Source organism: Streptomyces sp. NBC_00523 (genome assembly GCF_036346615.1).
Classification (GTDB): domain Bacteria; phylum Actinomycetota; class Actinomycetes; order Streptomycetales; family Streptomycetaceae; genus Streptomyces.
This window is the reverse complement of sequence record NZ_CP107836.1, coordinates 3,171,628-3,188,560: the sequence shown is the minus strand read 5'-3', so window position 1 is coordinate 3,188,560 and position 16,933 is coordinate 3,171,628. Positions and strand designations below refer to the sequence as shown.

Here is a 16,933-nt window from a genome sequence, read left to right as displayed (position 1 = left end):
CCTGGCGCCGCACTGTCGTCAGCGCAACAGTACGGCCCGAACCCCCTCCGTCACGGCCACACCAGGCAATACGCCTGATGCCCCGCGTCGTGCAGCCGGTGGCTGAAGTCCTGCCACTCGTGGAGCAGCTGGTAGACGTTGAACGCGTCGCGCGGGCCGCCGCGGTCCGGGACCGTGGACCAGATGAAGGCGGCGGCGCCCACCGACTCCTCGCCGACGCCGCGCAGCGGGTCGACCACGGTCATGGGGAGCTTGACCACCGCGTAGTCGGGGTGCAGGACGACCAGTTCCAGCGGGGGGACCTTGTGCAGAGGTATGCCCTGTATGCCGGTGAGGACCATCGCGGCCACGGTCTCCGGCTTGATCTTGGTGAACATGCCGCCCATGCCGAGCTCGTCGCCGCCGAGTTCCTCGGGGCGCATGGAGATGGGCACGCGTGCCGCGGTCGCTCCGTCGGGAGCACCGAAATATTTGTAGGTCACCCCCACCCGGCCACCACTCCCGATCCCGGCTCCGCCGCCTGTCCGCGCCTCACCGGCCTGTATGCCCTGCGTGTGCTCGGCCTCGCGCCGCCGGTGCCGGCCACGCCGGGCAGGCTCGGGCCCCGGGCCGTCCGTCCCTTCGCCCACTCCGCCACCGCGATGCATATCTCATCCACCCGACTACTCACTAGGAGGCACAGCCCCCGCCGTGCAACCCGATCATCGTGTCAGTGACCTCCCCCACGGGCGTGCGGTGAAACACCTGTCCGCAAAGACCGTCCGTGGCTCTGACACCATGGCATGTGTGAGCTTTCCCTATGACGCCCCAGTTTCGCAGACGCTTTTCGACCGCGCGTCCCTCGTGACGCCCGGCGGCGTGAACTCTCCTGTCCGTGCCTTCCGGGCCGTGGGCGGTACACCCCGGTTCATGGTGTCCGGTACCGGTCCGTACCTGACCGACGCCGACGGACGGGAGTACGTCGACCTCGTGTGCTCGTGGGGGCCGATGATCCTCGGCCACTCCCACCCCGAGGTGATCGCCGCAGTCCAGGAGGCCGTCGCCCGCGGCACCTCGTTCGGTACGCCCGGCGAGGGCGAGGTCGCGCTCGCCGAGGAGATCGTCGCGCGCGTCGAGCCGGTCGAGCAGGTGCGGCTGGTGTCGTCGGGGACCGAGGCGACCATGTCCGCGATCCGCCTCGCCCGCGGCTTCACCGGCCGGGCCAAGGTCGTGAAGTTCGCCGGCTGCTACCACGGCCATGTGGACGCCCTGCTCGCCGCGGCCGGGTCCGGCGTCGCGACCTTCGGCCTTCCGGACACCCCGGGGGTCACCGGCGCACAGGCGGGCGACACGATCGTGCTGCCGTACAACGACCTGGACGCCGTGCGCGCCGCGTTCGCCGCGCAGCCCGGCGAGATCGCGTGCGTGATCACCGAGGCCTCGCCCGGCAACATGGGCGTCGTTCCGCCGCTGGACGGGTTCAACGCGGGGCTCAAGGAGCTCTGCGCCGCCAACGGAGCGCTGTACATCTCCGACGAGGTGATGACCGGATTCCGTACGTCGAAGGCCGGCTGGTACGGCGTCGACGGGGTCCGCCCGGACCTGATGACCTTCGGCAAGGTCATGGGCGGCGGCTTCCCGGCCGCGGCCTTCGGCGGGCGCGCCGACGTGATGGCGCACCTGGCCCCGGCCGGCCCGGTCTACCAGGCGGGCACGCTGTCCGGGAACCCGGTCGCCACCGCCGCCGGGCTCGCGCAGCTGCGACTCCTTGACGACGCCGCGTACGCGAAGGTGGACGCGGTCTCCGCCGAGATCCGGGGTCTGGTGAGCGCCGCCCTGGACAAGGAGGGCGTCGCGCACACCGTCCAGGCCGCCAGCAACATGTTCTCCGTGTTCTTCACGGACGGACCCGTCCGCGACTACGAGGACGCCAAGCGGCAGGAAGCCTTCCGCTTCACCCCGTTCTTCCACTCGATGCTGGCGCAGGGCATCTACCTCCCGCCGTCCGCGTTCGAGTCGTGGTTCGTGTCCACCGCCCACGACACGCAGGCCGTCGAGCGCATCGCCGCCGCCCTGCCCGCCGCCGCCCGCGCCGCCTCGGAGGCCACCGCATGAGCGAGAAGAATCCCGACGACATCACCGTGGTCCACCTGATGCGCCACGGCGAGGTGCACAACCCGGAAGGCGTGCTCTACGGCCGCCGGCCCGGGTACCACCTCTCCGAGCTGGGCCGGCAGATGGCCGACCGGGTCGCCGAGCACCTGGAGAAGCGCGACATCACGTACGCCGTCGCCTCCCCGCTGGAGCGCGCCCAGGAGACCGCGACCCCGATCGCCAAGGCGCACGGCCTGGACCTCGCCACGGACGAACGGCTCATCGAGGCCGCCAACGTCTTCGAGGGCAAGACCTTCGGCGTCGGCGACGGCGCGCTGCGCAAGCCGGACAACTGGAAGCACCTGACGAACCCGTTCCGCCCGTCCTGGGGCGAGCCGTACATCGAGCAGGTCGTCCGCATGATGGGCGCGCTCGACGCGGCGCGGGACGCGGCCCGGGGGCACGAGGCGGTCTGCGTCAGCCACCAGCTGCCGATCTGGATCGTCCGCAGCTTCGTGGAGCGGCGGCGGCTGTGGCACGACCCGCGCAAGCGGCAGTGCACCCTCGCCTCGCTGACGAGCTTCACGTACCGGGGCGACAAGATCGTCTCCGTCGGCTACTCGGAGCCGGCCCGCGATCTGGTCCCCGCGCACCTGCGGGCCGGTGCGAAGCCGGTCAAGGGCGCGTCGAAGGGGTTCGGCGCGTAGCGGCCCTGCGGGCCGGAGTCCCCGCCCGGGTCGACCTCGGCGGGCGTTTTGTCCTCAATCGCCGGACGGGCTGGAGCTAGTACCTCTGTTCGGTCAATGTCCGGGGCTGGTTTCGTAAAGAATTTTGTGCTATCCGGGGGAACCTCCGTGTGGCTCCTCCCATCTAAGCGATTGCCAGTTTGTATGGACTTAAGGCAAAACGACCGCAGATGGGAAGCCGCATGCGTGAGATCAGCCGAAGGGGATTGCTCGGAGCCGGTCTCGGTGCCGCGGCCGCCGCCGGAATGGCGGGGTGCGGCACCGCCGGCTCCTCCGGCCCCGGCGCTGGAGACGGAAGCCCGAGCCCCGACAAGGGCGCCGCGGGCCAGAAGGCCGGCGGCACCTCGAAGGGCGCCGGGAACAAGAAGGACGTCCGCGCCATCGGCGACGGTTCCACCGCCTACACCGGAAAGCAGCCGAAGCAGCCGCAGGCCCCCGTGCCGCTGGAACCCGGGCAGAAGCCGCCGCAGTTCGTGATCTTTTCCTGGGACGGGGCCGGCGAGGTCGGCAACGGGCTCTTCCCGCGCTTTCTCGAACTCGCCCGGGAACACGAGGCGTCGATGACGTTCTTCCTCTCCGGCCTCTATCTCCTGCCGGAATCGAAGAAAACGCTCTACCGCCCGCCGAACAACCCCGTCGGCGCCTCCGACATCGGCTATCTCACCGATGCCCACCTCAAGGAGACGCTGAAGAACGTCCGGCAGGCCTGGTTCGACGGCCACGAGATCGGCACCCACTTCAACGGGCATTTCTGCGCCGGATCCGGATCGGTCGGCAACTGGACCCCCGCCCAGTGGCAGAGCGAAATCGACCAGGCGATCTCCTTCGTCACCCAATGGCGCACCAACACCGGCTGGGACAACGAGGAATCGCTCCCCTTCGATTACCGCAAGGAACTCGTCGGCGGCCGCACCCCCTGCCTCCTCGGCCAGGACAACCTGCTGCCCACCGCCAAGAAGCTCGGCTGGCGCTACGACGCCAGCTCGCCCGGCGGCACCCAGGTCTGGCCCGTCAAACGCCAGGGCGTCTGGGACCTGCCGCTCCAGGGCATCCCCTTCCCCGGGCACACCTTCGAAGTCCTCTCCATGGACTACAACATCCTCGCCAACCAGTCGCAGAACTCGACCAAGGGAATGCCCTCCCGCTATCCCGGCTGGCGCGAACAGGCCACGCAGTCCTACCTCAGCGGATTCAAGCGCGCCTACGAGACGAACCGCGCGCCCTTCTACATCGGAAACCACTTCGAGGAGTGGAACGGCGGCATCTATATGGACGCCGTCGAGGAAGCGCTCAAGCAGATCGCCGGAAAGCCGGATGTGCGCCTCGTCTCCTTCCGGCAGTTCGTGGACTGGCTCGACGTCCAGGACCCGGCGGTCCTCGACAAGCTCCGTACACTCCAGGTCGGCGAAGCACCCGCGGGCGGCTGGAACACCTTCTTTAAACGAGCCTGACAACGGGCTTTACGGGCACCGAGGGGGGTGCCCAAGATCCCCGGAACGGCCATGCGAAACTTTTCACATGAGCCATGGCCGCGCACCCCGACGCCGCTTCACGCTGCTCGCCGCCCCCCTGGCGGCCGCCGCCCTCGCCGTCACGCTGACCGCGTGCGACTCCGGCACCAAGACCAGCGGCGGCGGCGACACCAACTTCGTCACGGGCAGCGGTGGCATCGCCACCGCACCCAAGAGCGAGCGCGCCGACGCACCGGAGCTCGACGGCGAGACCGTGGACGGCAAACAGCTCGATCTCGCCGACTACAAGGGCAAGATCATCGTCCTCAACGCCTGGGGCTCCTGGTGCGCCCCCTGCCGGCTCGAAGCGAAGTACTTCAAGCAGGTCGCCGAGGACACGAAGGACAAGGGCGTGCAGTTCGTGGGCATCAACACCCGCGACAACTCCAAGAGCAACGCCGTGCAGTTCGAAGAGAGCCACGGGACCCCGTACCCCAGCTTCTACGACCGGACCGGCAAGCTCCTGCTGCGCTTCCCCAAGGGCACCTTCAGGCTCCAGTCCATCCCGTCGACCGTCGTGATCGACCGGGACGGCAAGCTCGCCGCCCGCTTCGTGGGCCCGATGGACGACACCGACCTGCACAAGATGCTCGACCCGCTGATCGCGGAGAAGTGATCAGGTGAGCACCCTCGCCGCCGCCATGCAGAACAACACCGTCCTCAACGGTGCCCTGCTGGTCGCCCTGCCCATCGCCCTGCTCGGCGGGCTCGTCTCCTTCTTCTCGCCCTGCGTCCTGCCGCTCGTCCCCGGCTACCTCAGCTACGTCACCGGGGTCAGCGGCGCCGACCTCGCCGAGGCCCGGCGCGGCCGGATGGTCGCGGGCGCCTCGCTCTTCGTCGCCGGCTTCACCGCCGTCTTCGTATCCGGCGGCGCCCTCTTCGGCTTCTTCGGCGACACCCTCCAGGCCAACAGCGGGCCCCTCACCAAGGTGCTGGGCGTGCTGATGATCCTCATGGGCGTCTTCTTCATGGGCCTCATGCCGTGGATGACGCAGCGCGAGTTCCGTATCCACCGGAAGCCGGTGACCGGGCTGGTCGGCGCCCCGCTGCTCGGCGCCCTCTTCGGCATCGGCTGGACCCCGTGCCTCGGGCCCACGCTCAGCTCGGTGTCCATCCTCGCGATGAACCAGGGCACCGCCGGACGCGGCGCCATACTGACCGTGGCCTACTGCCTGGGCCTGGGCATCCCCTTCGTGCTCGCCGCCGTCGCCTTCCGCAAGGCGCTCGGCGCGTTCGGCTGGGTCAAGCGCCACTACGCCTGGGTCATGCGCATCGGCGGCGGAATGATGATCGTGACCGGGCTGCTCCTGCTCACAGGCGCGTGGGGCAGCATGATGCAGGAACTACAGGGCTGGTCGGACGGCTTCCAGGTGGGGATCTGAGTACCAATGAGCAACACCACCTCCAACCGCTCCCAGGAGCGGGACCAGGAGAACGCAGCTGAGCTCGGCGCCGCCGGCTCCCAGCTCTCCACCGCCCCCCGCGAGGAGACCCTGGCGAACCTCCCCGCCATGGGCGTCATCGGCTGGATCCGCTGGTTCTGGCGCCAGCTGACCTCCATGCGGGTCGCGCTGATCCTGCTCTTCCTGCTCTCGCTCGGCGCCATCCCCGGCTCGCTGATCCCGCAGAACAGCGTGGACGAGCTGAAGGTGCAGACGTTCAAGGACGCGCACACCTTCGTCACGCCGATCTACGAGAAGCTCCAGTTCTTCGACGTCTACAGCTCGGTGTGGTTCTCCGCGATCTACATCCTGCTGTTCGTCTCGCTCATCGGCTGCATCGTCCCGCGCACCGCCACCTTCGTCGGCCAGCTCCGCAGCCGCCCGCCGGGCGCCCCCAAACGCCTCACCCGGCTGCCCGCGTACACCACCTGGCGCACCGAGGCCGAGCCCGAGAAGGTCCACGAGGCCGCGCTCGCGATCGTCCGCAAGCGCCGCTACCGGGCCCACCTCGCCGGGGACGCCGTCGCCGCCGAGAAGGGCTACCTGCGCGAGGCCGGCAACCTGATCTTCCACGTCGCGCTCATCGTGATGCTCGTCGCCTTCGCCTGGGGCCAGCTCTTCAAGTACGAGGGCGCCAAGCTGGTCGTCGAGGGCGACGGCTTCTCCAACACGATCACCCAGTACGACAACTTCAAGTCCGGCTCGCTGTACGACGACGAGTCGCTGACCCCGTTCAGCTTTACCCTGGACGACTTCGTCGGCACGTACGAGCGCAAGGGGCCGCAGATCGGCACCCCGCGTACGTACGAGGCGCGCGTGACCTTCTCCGACGGCGCGTACGGAAAGCCGGAGAAGAAGGTCATCAAGGTCAACGAACCCCTCGTCGTCAACGGCACCAAGGTCTACCTCAACGCCCACGGCTACGCGCCCGTCGTCTCCGTCAAGGACGGCCGGGGCAAGGAGGTCTACAAGGCCGCCGTCCCGCTGCTGCCCATCGACAACAACGTCACGTCGAGCGGCGCCATCAAGGTGCTCGACGGCTACCGGAACAAGAACGGCAAGATCGAGCAGCTGGGCTTCCAGGCGTTCTTCGTGCCGACCTTCGCGGGCAACGGCAAGGGCACGATGTTCTCGCAGTTCCCCGCCGCCGACTTCCCCGTCCTCGCGCTCAACGGCTTCCACGGTTCCATCGGCGTCGACTCCGGCATCGCGCAGAACGTGTACCAGCTGGACACGAGCAAGATGAAGGAGTTCAAGGACGCCAAGGGCAAGCAGCTCAAGCAGCGCCTCCTCGTCGGCGAGACGATGAAGCTGCCCGACGGGGCCGGCTCCATCACCTTCGAGGGCCTCCAGGAGTGGGCGAGCTTCCAGATCTCCGAGCAGCCCGCCAGCGGCTGGGCGCTCACCGGTGCCGTCGCCGCCATCGCCGGACTCGCCGGCTCCCTTTTCATCCAGCGCCGACGCGTCTGGATCCGGGCCGTGCGCGGCGCCGACGGCGTCACCGTGGTCGAGATGGCCGGGCTAGGCCGCAGCGAGTCCGCGAAGCTTCCCGAGGAGCTGGCCGACCTCGCGGTCACGCTCAACGCCGAGGCGCCCACCGCGCCCGGCACCGACAGCGACGTCGCCGAGGCGTCCTCCGTAAAACCCGCCGAAGGGGCTGAGAAGTGAATCTCGCCGCCGCAACCAACGAGAATCTGGCACACACCAGCAATGTGCTGATCTATTCGTCCATGGCCGTCTACACCCTGGCTTTCTTCGCGCACATCGCGGAGTGGGTGTTCGGCAGCCGCAGCAAGGTCGGCCGCACCGCCGCCGAGCTGACCGCCGAGCAGGGCGCCGCCGCTACGGTGAAGGTCCAGGTCGCGACCCAGGGCGGTGGCACCGCCGTCCTGGAGAAGCCCAAGGTCATCACCCGGTCCGCCACCGGCTCGCGGGACGTCCCGGACGGGCCCGGCGCCGCGGGCGGCACCTTCAAGGGCGACCTCTACGGGCGGATGGCGGTCTCGCTGACCGTCCTCGCCTTCCTGGTCGAGGCCGGCGGCGTCGTCGCCCGCGCGCTCTCCGTGCAGCGCGCGCCCTGGGGCAACATGTACGAGTTCTCCATCACCTTCTCCACGGTGGCGGTCGGCGCGTACCTGATCCTGCTCGCGCTGAAGAAGAACGTCCGCTGGATGGGCCTGATCCTGGTCACGGCCATCCTCCTCGACCTCGGTCTCGCGACCACGGTGCTCTACACCTCCAGCGACCAGCTGGTGCCCGCGCTCCACTCGTACTGGCTGTGGATCCACGTCTCCACCGCCATCGTCTGCGGCGCGGTCTTCTTCATCGGCGGCATCGGCACGCTCATCTACCTCTTCCGCGACAGCTACGAGAGCAAGCTCGCGAACGGCGAGGAGCCGGGCTCCTTCGCCCGTTCCGTGCTCTCCCGGATGCCGTCCGCGTCGTCCCTCGACAAGTTCTCGTACCGGATCAACGCGGCCGTCTTCCCGCTGTGGACGTTCACGATCATCGCGGGCGCGATCTGGGCGGGCGACGCCTGGGGCCGCTACTGGGGCTGGGACCCCAAGGAGGTCTGGTCCTTCATCACCTGGGTCGCGTACGCCGCCTACCTGCACGCCCGCGCCACCGCCGGCTGGAAGGGCCGCAAGGCCGCCTACCTGGCCCTGATCGCCTTCGGCTGCTGGATCTTCAACTACTACGGCGTCAACATCTTCGTCACCGGCAAGCACTCGTACGCCGGCGTCTGACGCGCACCACGACGACACCGCCTGCCCGCCACCGGTCCGCCGGGGCGGGCAGCGGTCTTTCCCCGGGGGAGGGGCAGCGCATGACCATGCACGACGACCAGGTGGACGTGACCACCCAGACCGTCGCGGCGCTGATCCGCGACCAGTTCCCGCAGTGGGCCGGTGAGGCCGTCCGCCCCCTGGCCTCCACCGGCACGATGAACACCATCTTCCGCATCGGCGACGGCCTCTCCGCACGCTTCCCGCTGCACCGGGCCGACCCCGCCGAGGCCCTGGCCGCCCTCGAACAGGAGGCCAGGGCGGCCGCGGAGCTGGCACGCGCCTCCCACTTCCCCGCCCCGGAACCGGTCGCCCTGGGCGCGCCCGGAGCCGGCTACCCCATGCCCTGGGCCGTCCAGACCTGGCTCCCGGGGACCAACGCCTTCGAAGCCGACCCGGCGGCCTCCGACGCCTTCGCCCAGGACCTCGCGGACTTCGTCGCCGGCCTCCGCGACGCCCCCACGCACGGGCGGACCTTCGGCGGCGGGGGGCGCGGCGGGGTGATCGCCGACCACGACGGCTGGATGGACACGTGCTTCGCGGGGAGCGAGGGCCTGCTCGACGTGGCCCCGCTGCGCGCGCTCTGGACCGGCTTCCGGGAGCTGCCGCGTACGGCCCCCGACGTGATGAACCACGGCGACCTGATCCCCGGCAACGTCCTGGTCCTGGACGGCCGCCTCGGCGGCGTGCTCGACACCGGGGGCTTCGGCCCGGCGGACCCGGCGCTGGACCTGGTGGCCGCCTGGCACCTGCTGGGCCCGGCCCCGCGCGAGGTGTTCCGCCGGGCGCTGGGCTGCGACGACCTGGAGTGGGAGCGCGGCCGGGCCTGGGCGTTCGAGCAGGCGATGGGCCTGGTCTGGTACTACGCGGAGAGCAATCCGCCGATGAGCACCCTGGGCCGCCGCACGCTGGCCCGGATCCTGGACCCGGCGGGCGCCGCCTAGGAGGCTTCCTCCGTACCGTTCTCGCGGCGCTTCAGCTCCTCCTCGCGGCGGCGGAGGTCCGCCTCCCAGTCCTTGAGCAGGGCCTCGTCGTTCTTGTTTTCTTCCTTCAGCGACTTCAGGAAGTCCGGGTTGTCGTCCGGGGCCACCCACTGCTGACGGTGGTTGCGGTGCCACTCGGAGGGCGTACGGCCTCCGGCGGGGGCCTGGCGGACCTTGCCCGCGGCGAGCCAGACGATCGGGCCGACGATCCAGAACAGCAGGATGATGAACACCCAGGCGATCTTCGGCAGGTGCTTGGCCTCGTCCTCCGGGGTGTTCAGGCAGTCGATGAACGCGAAGATCGTCAGCGCCAGCGGCAGAAGGTAGATCAGGGCCCGCAGCATGGTGGAAAGATCCCCCCGAGGAGAGTTGGCGGGGCTTTGCCCCGCCCCGGTGACGGGCCCAGAGTAGCCGGTGGCCGATACTGGTCTGCATGGCTTACGACGATCTTCGATCCCTCCTCCGGGCTCTGGAGCGCGAGGGCGAGCTCAAGCGCATCAAGGCCGAGGTCGACCCCTATCTGGAGGTCGGTGAGATCGTCGACCGGGTGAACAAGGCCGGCGGGCCCGCGCTGCTCTTCGAGAACGTCAAGGGGTCCTCGATGCCCCTGGCCATGAACGTCTTCGGGACAGACAAGCGGCTGCTCAAGGCGCTCGGGCTGAAGTCCTACGGTGAGATCAGCGAGAAGATCGGCGGGCTGCTCAGGCCCGAGCTGCCGCACGGGTTCGTCGGGGTGCGGGAGGCCTTCGGGAAGCTCGGCTCGATGGTGCACGTGCCGCCGAAGAAGGTGAAGGGCGAGAACGCGCCGGTCCAGGAGGTCGTCCTCACCGGGGACGACGTGGACCTGGACCAGCTGCCCGCGCTGTTCACCTGGCCCAAGGACGGCGGCTCCTTCTTCAACCTGGGGCTCACCCACACCAAGCATCCCGAGACCGGCATCCGCAACCTCGGGCTCTACCGGCTCCAGCGGCACGACCGGCGCACCATCGGGATGCACTGGCAGATCCACAAGGACAGCCGCAACCACTACCAGGTCGCCGCCCGGCGCGGGGAGCGGCTGCCCGTCGCCATCGCGTTCGGGGCGCCGCCCGCCGTCACGTACGCCTCCACCGCGCCGCTGCCCGAGGACATCGACGAGTACATGTTCGCCGGGTTCCTCCAGGGCAAGCGGATCGAGATGGTCGACTGCAAGACCGTGCCGCTCCAGGTCCCGGCCAACGCCGAGGTCGTCATCGAGGGCTGGCTGGAGCCGGGCAAGACGCTGCCCGAGGGGCCGTTCGGCGACCACACCGGGTTCTACACCCCGCAGGAACCGTTCCCCGCACTGACGATCGACTGCGTCACCATGCGCAAGCGGCCGCTGCTCCAGTCCATCGTGGTCGGCCGGCCGCCGACCGAGGACGGGCCGCTCGGGCGGGCCACGGAGCGGTTCTTCCTGCCGCTGCTCAAGATCATCGTTCCGGACATCGTGGACTACCACCTGCCGGAGTCCGGCGGCTTCCACAACTGCGCGATCGTCTCGATCGACAAGAAGTACCCGAAGCACGCGCAGAAGGTGATGAGCGCGATCTGGGGCGCGCACATGATGTCGCTGACGAAGCTGATCGTCGTCGTGGACTCCGACTGCGACGTCCACGATCTGCACGAGGTGTCCTGGCGGGCCCTCGGCAACACGGACTACGCCCGCGACCTGGTGGTCACCGAGGGCCCCGTCGACCACCTCGACCACGCCTCGTACCAGCAGTTCTGGGGCGGCAAGGCGGGCATCGACGCGACGCGGAAGTGGCCCGAGGAGGGGTACACGCGAGACGGGGGCTGGCCCGACATGGTCGAGTCGGACCCGGAGACGGCGGCGATGGTCGACCGCCGGTGGAAGGAATACGGATTGTGAGCGCCGCCGAAGCAACCCTGGGGTCAGGGCCCGCGCAACCGAGCAGCAAGGTGAAGGCCTTCCTGCGGCTCGTGATGATCGAGCACTCGGTCTTCGCGCTGCCCTTCGCGTACATCGCCGCCCTGACCGCGATGTTCCTGGCGGACGGGAGCGTCCACTGGGGCACGCTGCTGCTGGTGACGGTCGCGATGGTCGGGCTGCGGACGTTCGCGATGGCCGCGAACCGGATCATCGACCGCGAGATCGACGCCCGCAATCCGCGCACCGCGGGCCGTGAGCTGGTGACCGGCGCGGTGTCGGTGAAGTCGGCGTGGACGGGGGCGCTCGTCGCCGTCGTCGTGTTCCTCGGGGCCGCCGCCCTGCTGAACCCGCTCTGCCTGGCGCTGGCGCCGGTCGCGGTGATCCCGATGGTGGTCTACCCGTACGGCAAGCGGTTCACGAACTTCCCGCACGCCATCCTGGGGCTCGCCCAGGCGATGGGCCCGGTCGGGGCCTGGCTCGCGGTGACCGGCAGCTGGTCGTGGGACCCGGTCATCCTGGGGCTCGCCGTCGGCATCTGGATCGGCGGCTTCGACCTGATCTTCGCCTGCCAGGACGTGCAGGCCGACCGGGCGCACGGGGTGCTGTCCTTCCCGGCGCGCTTCGGCATCCCGGCCGCTCTGTGGGGCGCGCGGGTGTGCCACGTGGTGACGACGGGCCTGCTGGTCTGGTTCGGCCTCGCCACGGACGCGGAGGTCTTCTACTGGATCGGCATGGTGATCGTGTCGGTCGCCTTCGTGTACGAGCACCGGGTGGTGCGGCCGCATGACCTGTCGCGGCTGAACCGGGCGTTCTTCTCGGTCAACGGCTTCATCGGGATCGCGCTCTTCGTGTGCGCGCTGCTGGACCTGGTGGTGCGCGGGCTCACGGTGTGAGCGCGCGCGGGGCGGTGGGGCGGCGCAGCGCGAAGGCCGCCACCACCCCGCCCATGAGCCCGAAGAGGTGGCCCTGCCAGCTGACGCCGGGGTCCGTGGGCAGGACGCCCAGGAGCAGCGAGCCGTAGACCGCGGCGACGGCCAGGCCGACGACCACGTCGAGCGGGCGGCGGTCCACGAAGCCGCGGACCAGCAGGTAGCCGAAGAGGCCGAAGACCACGCCCGACGCGCCGAGCGTGACGGTGTTCTCCGGGGCGATGAGCCAGACACCGAGGCCGCTGATCAGGATCACGACGAGCACGGCACCGGCGAAGCGGCGCAGCCCGCCGAGGGCGGCTATGAAGCCCAGGACCAGCAGCGGGACGCTGTTGGAGGCGACATGGCCCCAGCCGTCGTGGAGGAACGCGGCGGGCACGATGTCGAGCAGTTCGCCGGGCTCGCGGGGGGAGATGCCGTGGTCGTCCAGGCCGTGGCCGGTGGCGAGGTCGACGGCCTCCAGGATCCAGAGCAGTGCGATCCAGCCGAGCATGAGCGCCCCGGCCGCGAGGGCCCGGTCGCCGGTTCTCATCCGTACGTCGTCCATGGCAGGACACCCCCCTTCACCCAACGGAACGCGCCAAGGGCCTCGGACAGTTCCGGGTACCGCGCGCCGGATAGGCTCGGGGGTGTGGATTCCCGGTCTTCAGTGAGTCAGCAGCAGCGAATGCCTTGGATTGTCGGGGTTTCCGGCGCTTCGGGCACGCCTTTCGCCGCCGCGGTGCTGCGCGGGCTGCTGGAGGCGGGGGAGAGCGTGGACCTGGTCGTGAGCCGGGCCTCGCGGCTGACGCTCCTGGACGAGACGGGGATCTCCTACCGCGACGCGCACTGGCGCGAGGACCTGGCGGCCTGGCTGGCGCGGGGTGCGGACGGCAAGCCGGAGACCTTCGAGGTGGACCTGTCGGGTGTACGTCACTGGGCGGCCGGTGATCTGGCCGCGGGGCCGTCCTCGGGGTCGTATCCGGCGAAGGGGATGCTGATCGTCCCGGCCTCGACGGCGTGCGTGGCGGGGGTGGCGCTCGGGCTGTCGAAGGACCTGTTGCAGCGGGCGGCGAGCGTGACGCTCAAGGAGCGGCGGAAGCTGGTGGTCGCGGTCCGGGAGACGCCGTTGAGCGGGCAGACGCTGAAGCAGCTGGTGGCCCTGGACGAGGCGGGCGCGGTCGTGCTGCCCGCCTCGCCGGGCTTCTACGCGGGGGCGACGCACATCCAGGATCTGGTGGACTTCGTCGCGGGGCGGGTGCTGGACGCGGCAGGTGTGCCGCACCGGCTGTACCGCCGTTGGGAGGGGGAGCTCGGTGGTGCCTCCCCGGGCTGACGGTGGTGGGGTCAGCGCTTCTTGGGCGCGCGCCGGGGACTGCGGGTGCGGTCGACCCGGAGGGCGGCGGCGGGGTGGTGGGCACGCGAGCGGTTGGCCAGATCCTGAAGCTCGCGCATCCGGGCGTAGGCCATCTCGATCGTGTACACGGTGTCGTCACTCCTGAAGATTCGTAAGCGATTTTTGATTGTGCGAGAAGATTTGCAGGCGTCGATGCCTGCACGCCTTAGATTCTACACGTAGACTTGCGGTACTGCTGAACAATGGAAGGTTTCAGTCATATGGACGCGGTGGACAGGCAGCTCATCCAGGCCCTCCGGGAGAACGGCAGGGCCTCGTACGCCGAGCTCGGACGGCTCGTCGGGCTCTCCGGGCCCAGCGTCACCGACCGCATCAACCGGCTGGAATCCGCCGGTGTCATCACGGGCTACCGCGCCACCGTCGACGCGGCCTCGCTCGGTCTCGGTGTCACGGCCCTCATCGGCATCTCGCTCTCCGACGCCGCCGACCACGAGGACGTGGCGCACCGGCTGAAGGACCTCGCGGAGATCGAGGACGCCTGGTTCATCGCGGGCGACGACTCGTACATGCTCAAGGTCCGGGTGGGCGACGTGGACGGCCTGGAGAAGACGATCCGCCGCCTCAGCGGCACCAAGGGCGTCTCCCGCACCCGTACCACCATCGTGCTCTCCACCAAGTGGGAGAACCGGGTCGGAGACCTCCCCGAGGAACGCTAGGCGTACGGTGGCAAGGTTCGGTACGGCGAGGAATTGAGGAGCACTGGTGGACGCGGGACTCAAGCGCGAACTGGAGCAGAAGGTCGAAGCCGGTGAGCGGCTGAGCCGTGAGGACGGGATCGCGCTCTACGAGTCCGACGACCTGGCCTGGCTCGGCGGGCTGGCCCACCAGGTGCGCACGCGCAAGAACGGCGACGTCGTCCACTTCAACGTCAACCGTCACCTCAACATGACCAACGTGTGCACGGCCTCGTGCGCGTACTGCTCCTTCCAGCGCAAGCCGGGGGAGAAGGACGCGTACACCATGCGCATCGAGGAGGCGGTGAAGCTCGCCAAGGCGATGGAGGGCGAGAACCTCACCGAGCTGCACATCGTCAACGGGCTGCACCCCTCCCTGCCGTGGCGCTACTACCCGCGCTCGCTCAGCGCGCTCAAGGAGGCGCTGCCGCAGGTCTCCCTGAAGGCGTTCACCGCCACCGAGATCCACCACTTCGAGACCATCTCCAAGCTCTCCGCCTCGGAGATCCTGGACGAGCTGATCGAGGCCGGTCTCGAATCGCTGACCGGCGGCGGCGCGGAGATCTTCGACTGGGAGGTCCGCCGGCACATCGTGGACCACAACACCCACTGGGAGGACTGGTCGCGCATCCACCGGCTCGCCCACGAGAAGGGGCTGAAGACGCCGGCGACCATGCTGTACGGGCACATCGAGGAGCCCCGGCACCGCGTCGACCACGTGCTGCGGCTGCGTGAGCTCCAGGACGAGACCGGCGGCTTCCAGGTCTTCATCCCGCTGCGCTACCAGCACGACTTCGTGGACATGAAGGACGGCAAGGTCCGCAACAAGCTCCAGGCGCGGACCACGATGGCGACCGGCGCCGAGGCGCTGAAGACCTTCGCCGTCTCCCGGCTGCTGTTCGACAACGTGCCGCACGTCAAGGTGTTCTGGGTGATGCACGGCGTGCAGACCGCGCAGCTCGCGCTCCAGCACGGCGCGGACGACATGGACGGCTCGGTCGTCGAGTACAAGATCACGCACGACGCGGACAACTACGGCACGCCGAACAAGCTGACCCGCGAGGACCTGCTCGACCTGATCAGGGACGCGGGCTTCCGGCCCGTCGAGCGCAACACGCGGTACGAGATCATCCGCGAGTACCCGGGCCCGGACGCGGAGCGGCGCGAGTCGCCGCAGCCGATGCGGGTCTGACCCGGCGCGCGCCGCGCGCGCGACGCTGCACGTACGAAAGCTCCGGCCACCGTCCCCGGCCGGAGCTTTCTCGCGTTCCGGATGATGGTTGAACCTACAGGCTGTAATAGTTAATCTGCCCCTATGGCTCTTACGTTCGAGGTGGACCCGACCTACGACCGGTCCGTGCGGGACGGCATCGTCGCGCTCTGGACCGATGTCTCCAACGCGGGCGGCGCGGTGGGTTTTGTACCGCCGGTGTCGGAGGAGGACGTCCGGCCGGAGCTGCTCAAGCACCAGGTCGCCCTGACCGAGGGGCGGACCCGGCTGATCGTCGGCCGCGACGAGGAGGGCCGCGTCGCCGCCACCGCGTTCCTGACGTTCAACACGCACCGGCTGATGCGGCACTGGCTGTGGGCGTACACCGTGATGGTCCACCCCCGCCACCAGGGCAAGGGGTACGGCCGCGACCTGATGGCGGCGGTCGCGGACACGGCGCGCGCGATCGAGGGCATCGAGGCCATCCGGCTGACCTGCCGGGGCGGCACGGGCGCCGACCGCTTCTACGCCGCCTGCGGCTACAAGGAGGTCGGCCGCGTGCCCGACGCGATCCGGGTGGCCGAGGGCGACGACCGGGACGACATCTTCATGCTGCTGCCGCTGGGCTGAGCGCCCGGGACGCGGCCCAGCGAATCGATCGATTGCGGGGCATGCTTCACTGGTCGGGCAGGACTGTCGTACGTAGAGAGAAGGCCAGCTGTGTCCGCTGCCAAGCCGAGCGCAACGATCCGGTACACCGCGATGCGTCTCAGCATCTTCGTCGGCTGCTTCGTCGTCGCCGCCATCGCCGTCAACCTCGGAGTGGTGCCGTCCGGGGTCGGGGGGTCCAACATCGTCTGGGTCATCCTGCTCGCCCTGGTGCTGTCCGCGCCGCTCAGCTTCGTCCTGCTGCGCAAGCAGCGCGACGAGATGTCCGAGCAGATCGTCTCCTCGGTCGACCGCGCCAAGGCTCGCCTGGAGGCCAACCGCACGCGCGAGGACGGTGTCACGCAGTAAGAGGGACGTAAGCTTCCTCACACCGCTCGCTTTTTTCCGTCGAACCCCAGCGCGGGAGCAGTCGCTCCTGTACTGGGGTTTTTCGTGTGTCCAGGCGGAGTTGGGGATTCCGGGCGGTCGGGGGCGGGTGCGGAGCGCTCTCTCGTACCAAAGAAGACCTTTGAGGTTCTCAAAGTTCAAGTGTTAACGTGTTCGACATGAAGACTGATGTGCGCCTGCGATCTGCCACGAGCGTCCCGCTCGTGGAGCGCCTT

At 69.3% G+C, this 16,933-nt stretch carries 19 protein-coding genes; 15 read left to right on the top strand and 4 right to left on the bottom strand.

What is annotated here, in order from left to right; translation table 11 throughout:
* Positions 1-50 precede the first annotated feature (50 nt).
* Complete coding sequence (locus OHS17_RS14335; protein ID WP_330312502.1) at positions 51-647, bottom strand: hypothetical protein; 597 nt, start codon at positions 645-647, stop codon at positions 51-53.
* A gap of 130 nt (positions 648-777) precedes the next feature.
* Here OHS17_RS14335 and hemL point away from each other — a divergent pair, with 130 nt between their 5' ends.
* The 8 genes from hemL to OHS17_RS14295 all read left to right on the top strand — a co-directional run bounded on the left by hemL (position 778) and on the right by OHS17_RS14295 (position 9,502).
* Positions 778-2,094 carry a glutamate-1-semialdehyde 2,1-aminomutase gene (gene hemL / locus OHS17_RS14330; RefSeq protein WP_330315255.1) on the top strand — a complete coding sequence of 439 codons (1,317 nt, stop codon included), beginning with the start codon at positions 778-780 and terminating at the stop codon, positions 2,092-2,094.
* Entirely contained in the window at positions 2,091-2,780 is a 690-nt protein-coding gene (locus tag OHS17_RS14325) for a histidine phosphatase family protein (protein WP_161211123.1), read from the top strand. Before hemL ends, OHS17_RS14325 begins: the two co-directional genes overlap by 4 nt.
* Before the next feature lie 221 nt (positions 2,781-3,001).
* Complete coding sequence (locus tag OHS17_RS14320; RefSeq protein ID WP_330312501.1) at positions 3,002-4,270, top strand: hypothetical protein; 1,269 nt, start codon at positions 3,002-3,004, stop codon at positions 4,268-4,270.
* Positions 4,271-4,337: 67 nt separating this feature from the next.
* The gene (locus OHS17_RS14315; RefSeq protein WP_330312500.1) at positions 4,338-4,946 is read left to right on the top strand and encodes a TlpA family protein disulfide reductase; all 609 of its coding nucleotides are present in this window, start codon (positions 4,338-4,340) and stop codon (positions 4,944-4,946) included.
* A 25-nt stretch (positions 4,947-4,971) separates the two neighbouring features.
* Complete coding sequence (locus OHS17_RS14310; protein WP_383167891.1) at positions 4,972-5,712, top strand: cytochrome c biogenesis CcdA family protein; 741 nt, start codon at positions 4,972-4,974, stop codon at positions 5,710-5,712.
* A 6-nt stretch (positions 5,713-5,718) separates the two neighbouring features.
* Positions 5,719-7,440 carry a cytochrome c biogenesis protein ResB gene (gene resB / locus OHS17_RS14305; RefSeq protein ID WP_330312498.1) on the top strand — a complete coding sequence of 574 codons (1,722 nt, stop codon included), beginning with the start codon at positions 5,719-5,721 and terminating at the stop codon, positions 7,438-7,440.
* Positions 7,437-8,519, top strand: a complete 1,083-nt coding sequence (ccsB, locus tag OHS17_RS14300; RefSeq protein WP_330312497.1) for a c-type cytochrome biogenesis protein CcsB — start codon at positions 7,437-7,439, stop codon at positions 8,517-8,519. The genes resB and ccsB overlap by 4 nt, the downstream gene beginning before the upstream one ends.
* 80 nt (positions 8,520-8,599) lie before the next feature.
* Positions 8,600-9,502, top strand: a complete 903-nt coding sequence (locus OHS17_RS14295) for a phosphotransferase (protein ID WP_330312496.1) — start codon at positions 8,600-8,602, stop codon at positions 9,500-9,502.
* On the opposite strand, the gene OHS17_RS14290 is transcribed toward OHS17_RS14295, so the two are convergent.
* Positions 9,499-9,885, bottom strand: coding sequence for a PLD nuclease N-terminal domain-containing protein (locus OHS17_RS14290; protein WP_018104328.1), 387 nt, complete (start codon positions 9,883-9,885; stop codon positions 9,499-9,501). The two genes, OHS17_RS14295 and OHS17_RS14290, sit on opposite strands and share 4 nt — an antisense overlap.
* A gap of 89 nt (positions 9,886-9,974) precedes the next feature.
* Between OHS17_RS14290 and OHS17_RS14285 the strand changes: the two genes are divergently transcribed.
* Positions 9,975-11,432: a menaquinone biosynthesis decarboxylase gene (locus OHS17_RS14285; protein ID WP_330312495.1), complete on the top strand. Its 1,458-nt coding sequence runs from the start codon at positions 9,975-9,977 to the stop codon at positions 11,430-11,432.
* Complete coding sequence (mqnP, locus tag OHS17_RS14280; RefSeq protein WP_330315254.1) at positions 11,426-12,346, top strand: menaquinone biosynthesis prenyltransferase MqnP; 921 nt, start codon at positions 11,426-11,428, stop codon at positions 12,344-12,346. Before OHS17_RS14285 ends, mqnP begins: the two co-directional genes overlap by 7 nt.
* On the opposite strand, the gene OHS17_RS14275 is transcribed toward mqnP, so the two are convergent.
* Complete coding sequence (locus OHS17_RS14275; protein WP_330312494.1) at positions 12,336-12,929, bottom strand: rhomboid family intramembrane serine protease; 594 nt, start codon at positions 12,927-12,929, stop codon at positions 12,336-12,338. The two genes, mqnP and OHS17_RS14275, sit on opposite strands and share 11 nt — an antisense overlap.
* A 102-nt stretch (positions 12,930-13,031) precedes the next feature.
* Between OHS17_RS14275 and OHS17_RS14270 the strand changes: the two genes are divergently transcribed.
* Complete coding sequence (locus tag OHS17_RS14270; RefSeq protein WP_330312493.1) at positions 13,032-13,697, top strand: UbiX family flavin prenyltransferase; 666 nt, start codon at positions 13,032-13,034, stop codon at positions 13,695-13,697.
* Positions 13,698-13,708: 11 nt separating this feature from the next.
* Here the strand turns inward: OHS17_RS14270 and OHS17_RS14265 are convergent, their stop codons facing one another.
* A complete protein-coding gene (locus OHS17_RS14265) occupies positions 13,709-13,846 on the bottom strand; it encodes a hypothetical protein (RefSeq protein ID WP_018104323.1) in 138 nt (45 codons plus the stop codon).
* A 132-nt stretch (positions 13,847-13,978) separates the two neighbouring features.
* Here OHS17_RS14265 and OHS17_RS14260 point away from each other — a divergent pair, with 132 nt between their 5' ends.
* The 4 genes from OHS17_RS14260 to OHS17_RS14245 all read left to right on the top strand — a co-directional run bounded on the left by OHS17_RS14260 (position 13,979) and on the right by OHS17_RS14245 (position 16,679).
* Entirely contained in the window at positions 13,979-14,434 is a 456-nt protein-coding gene (locus tag OHS17_RS14260; protein ID WP_018104322.1) for an Lrp/AsnC family transcriptional regulator, read from the top strand.
* Between the two features lie 46 nt (positions 14,435-14,480).
* Positions 14,481-15,644, top strand: a complete 1,164-nt coding sequence (gene mqnE, locus OHS17_RS14255) for an aminofutalosine synthase MqnE (RefSeq protein WP_073968724.1) — start codon at positions 14,481-14,483, stop codon at positions 15,642-15,644.
* Between the two features lie 123 nt (positions 15,645-15,767).
* The gene (locus OHS17_RS14250; protein ID WP_330312492.1) at positions 15,768-16,292 is read left to right on the top strand and encodes a GNAT family N-acetyltransferase; all 525 of its coding nucleotides are present in this window, start codon (positions 15,768-15,770) and stop codon (positions 16,290-16,292) included.
* A gap of 132 nt (positions 16,293-16,424) precedes the next feature.
* Positions 16,425-16,679: a DUF4229 domain-containing protein gene (locus OHS17_RS14245; protein ID WP_018104319.1), complete on the top strand. Its 255-nt coding sequence runs from the start codon at positions 16,425-16,427 to the stop codon at positions 16,677-16,679.
* The last annotated feature ends 254 nt before the right edge of the window (positions 16,680-16,933 follow it).

Excerpts from the sequence above, each read along its gene's own strand:
- OHS17_RS14335 (WP_330312502.1), bottom strand. The coding sequence starts at position 647 with ATGCATCGCGGTGGCGGAGTGGGCGAAGGGACGGACGGCCCGGGGCCC.
- hemL (WP_330315255.1), top strand. The coding sequence starts at position 778 with ATGGCATGTGTGAGCTTTCCCTATGACGCCCCAGTTTCGCAGACGCTT.
- OHS17_RS14325 (WP_161211123.1), top strand. The coding sequence starts at position 2,091 with ATGAGCGAGAAGAATCCCGACGACATCACCGTGGTCCACCTGATGCGC.
- OHS17_RS14320 (WP_330312501.1), top strand. The coding sequence starts at position 3,002 with ATGCGTGAGATCAGCCGAAGGGGATTGCTCGGAGCCGGTCTCGGTGCC.
- OHS17_RS14315 (WP_330312500.1), top strand. The coding sequence starts at position 4,338 with ATGAGCCATGGCCGCGCACCCCGACGCCGCTTCACGCTGCTCGCCGCC.
- OHS17_RS14310 (WP_383167891.1), top strand. The coding sequence starts at position 4,972 with ATGCAGAACAACACCGTCCTCAACGGTGCCCTGCTGGTCGCCCTGCCC.
- resB (WP_330312498.1), top strand. The coding sequence starts at position 5,719 with ATGAGCAACACCACCTCCAACCGCTCCCAGGAGCGGGACCAGGAGAAC.
- OHS17_RS14295 (WP_330312496.1), top strand. The coding sequence starts at position 8,600 with ATGACCATGCACGACGACCAGGTGGACGTGACCACCCAGACCGTCGCG.
- OHS17_RS14290 (WP_018104328.1), bottom strand. The coding sequence starts at position 9,885 with ATGCTGCGGGCCCTGATCTACCTTCTGCCGCTGGCGCTGACGATCTTC.
- OHS17_RS14285 (WP_330312495.1), top strand. The coding sequence starts at position 9,975 with ATGGCTTACGACGATCTTCGATCCCTCCTCCGGGCTCTGGAGCGCGAG.
- OHS17_RS14275 (WP_330312494.1), bottom strand. The coding sequence starts at position 12,929 with ATGGACGACGTACGGATGAGAACCGGCGACCGGGCCCTCGCGGCCGGG.
- OHS17_RS14260 (WP_018104322.1), top strand. The coding sequence starts at position 13,979 with ATGGACGCGGTGGACAGGCAGCTCATCCAGGCCCTCCGGGAGAACGGC.
- OHS17_RS14250 (WP_330312492.1), top strand. The coding sequence starts at position 15,768 with ATGGCTCTTACGTTCGAGGTGGACCCGACCTACGACCGGTCCGTGCGG.
- OHS17_RS14245 (WP_018104319.1), top strand. The coding sequence starts at position 16,425 with ATGCGTCTCAGCATCTTCGTCGGCTGCTTCGTCGTCGCCGCCATCGCC.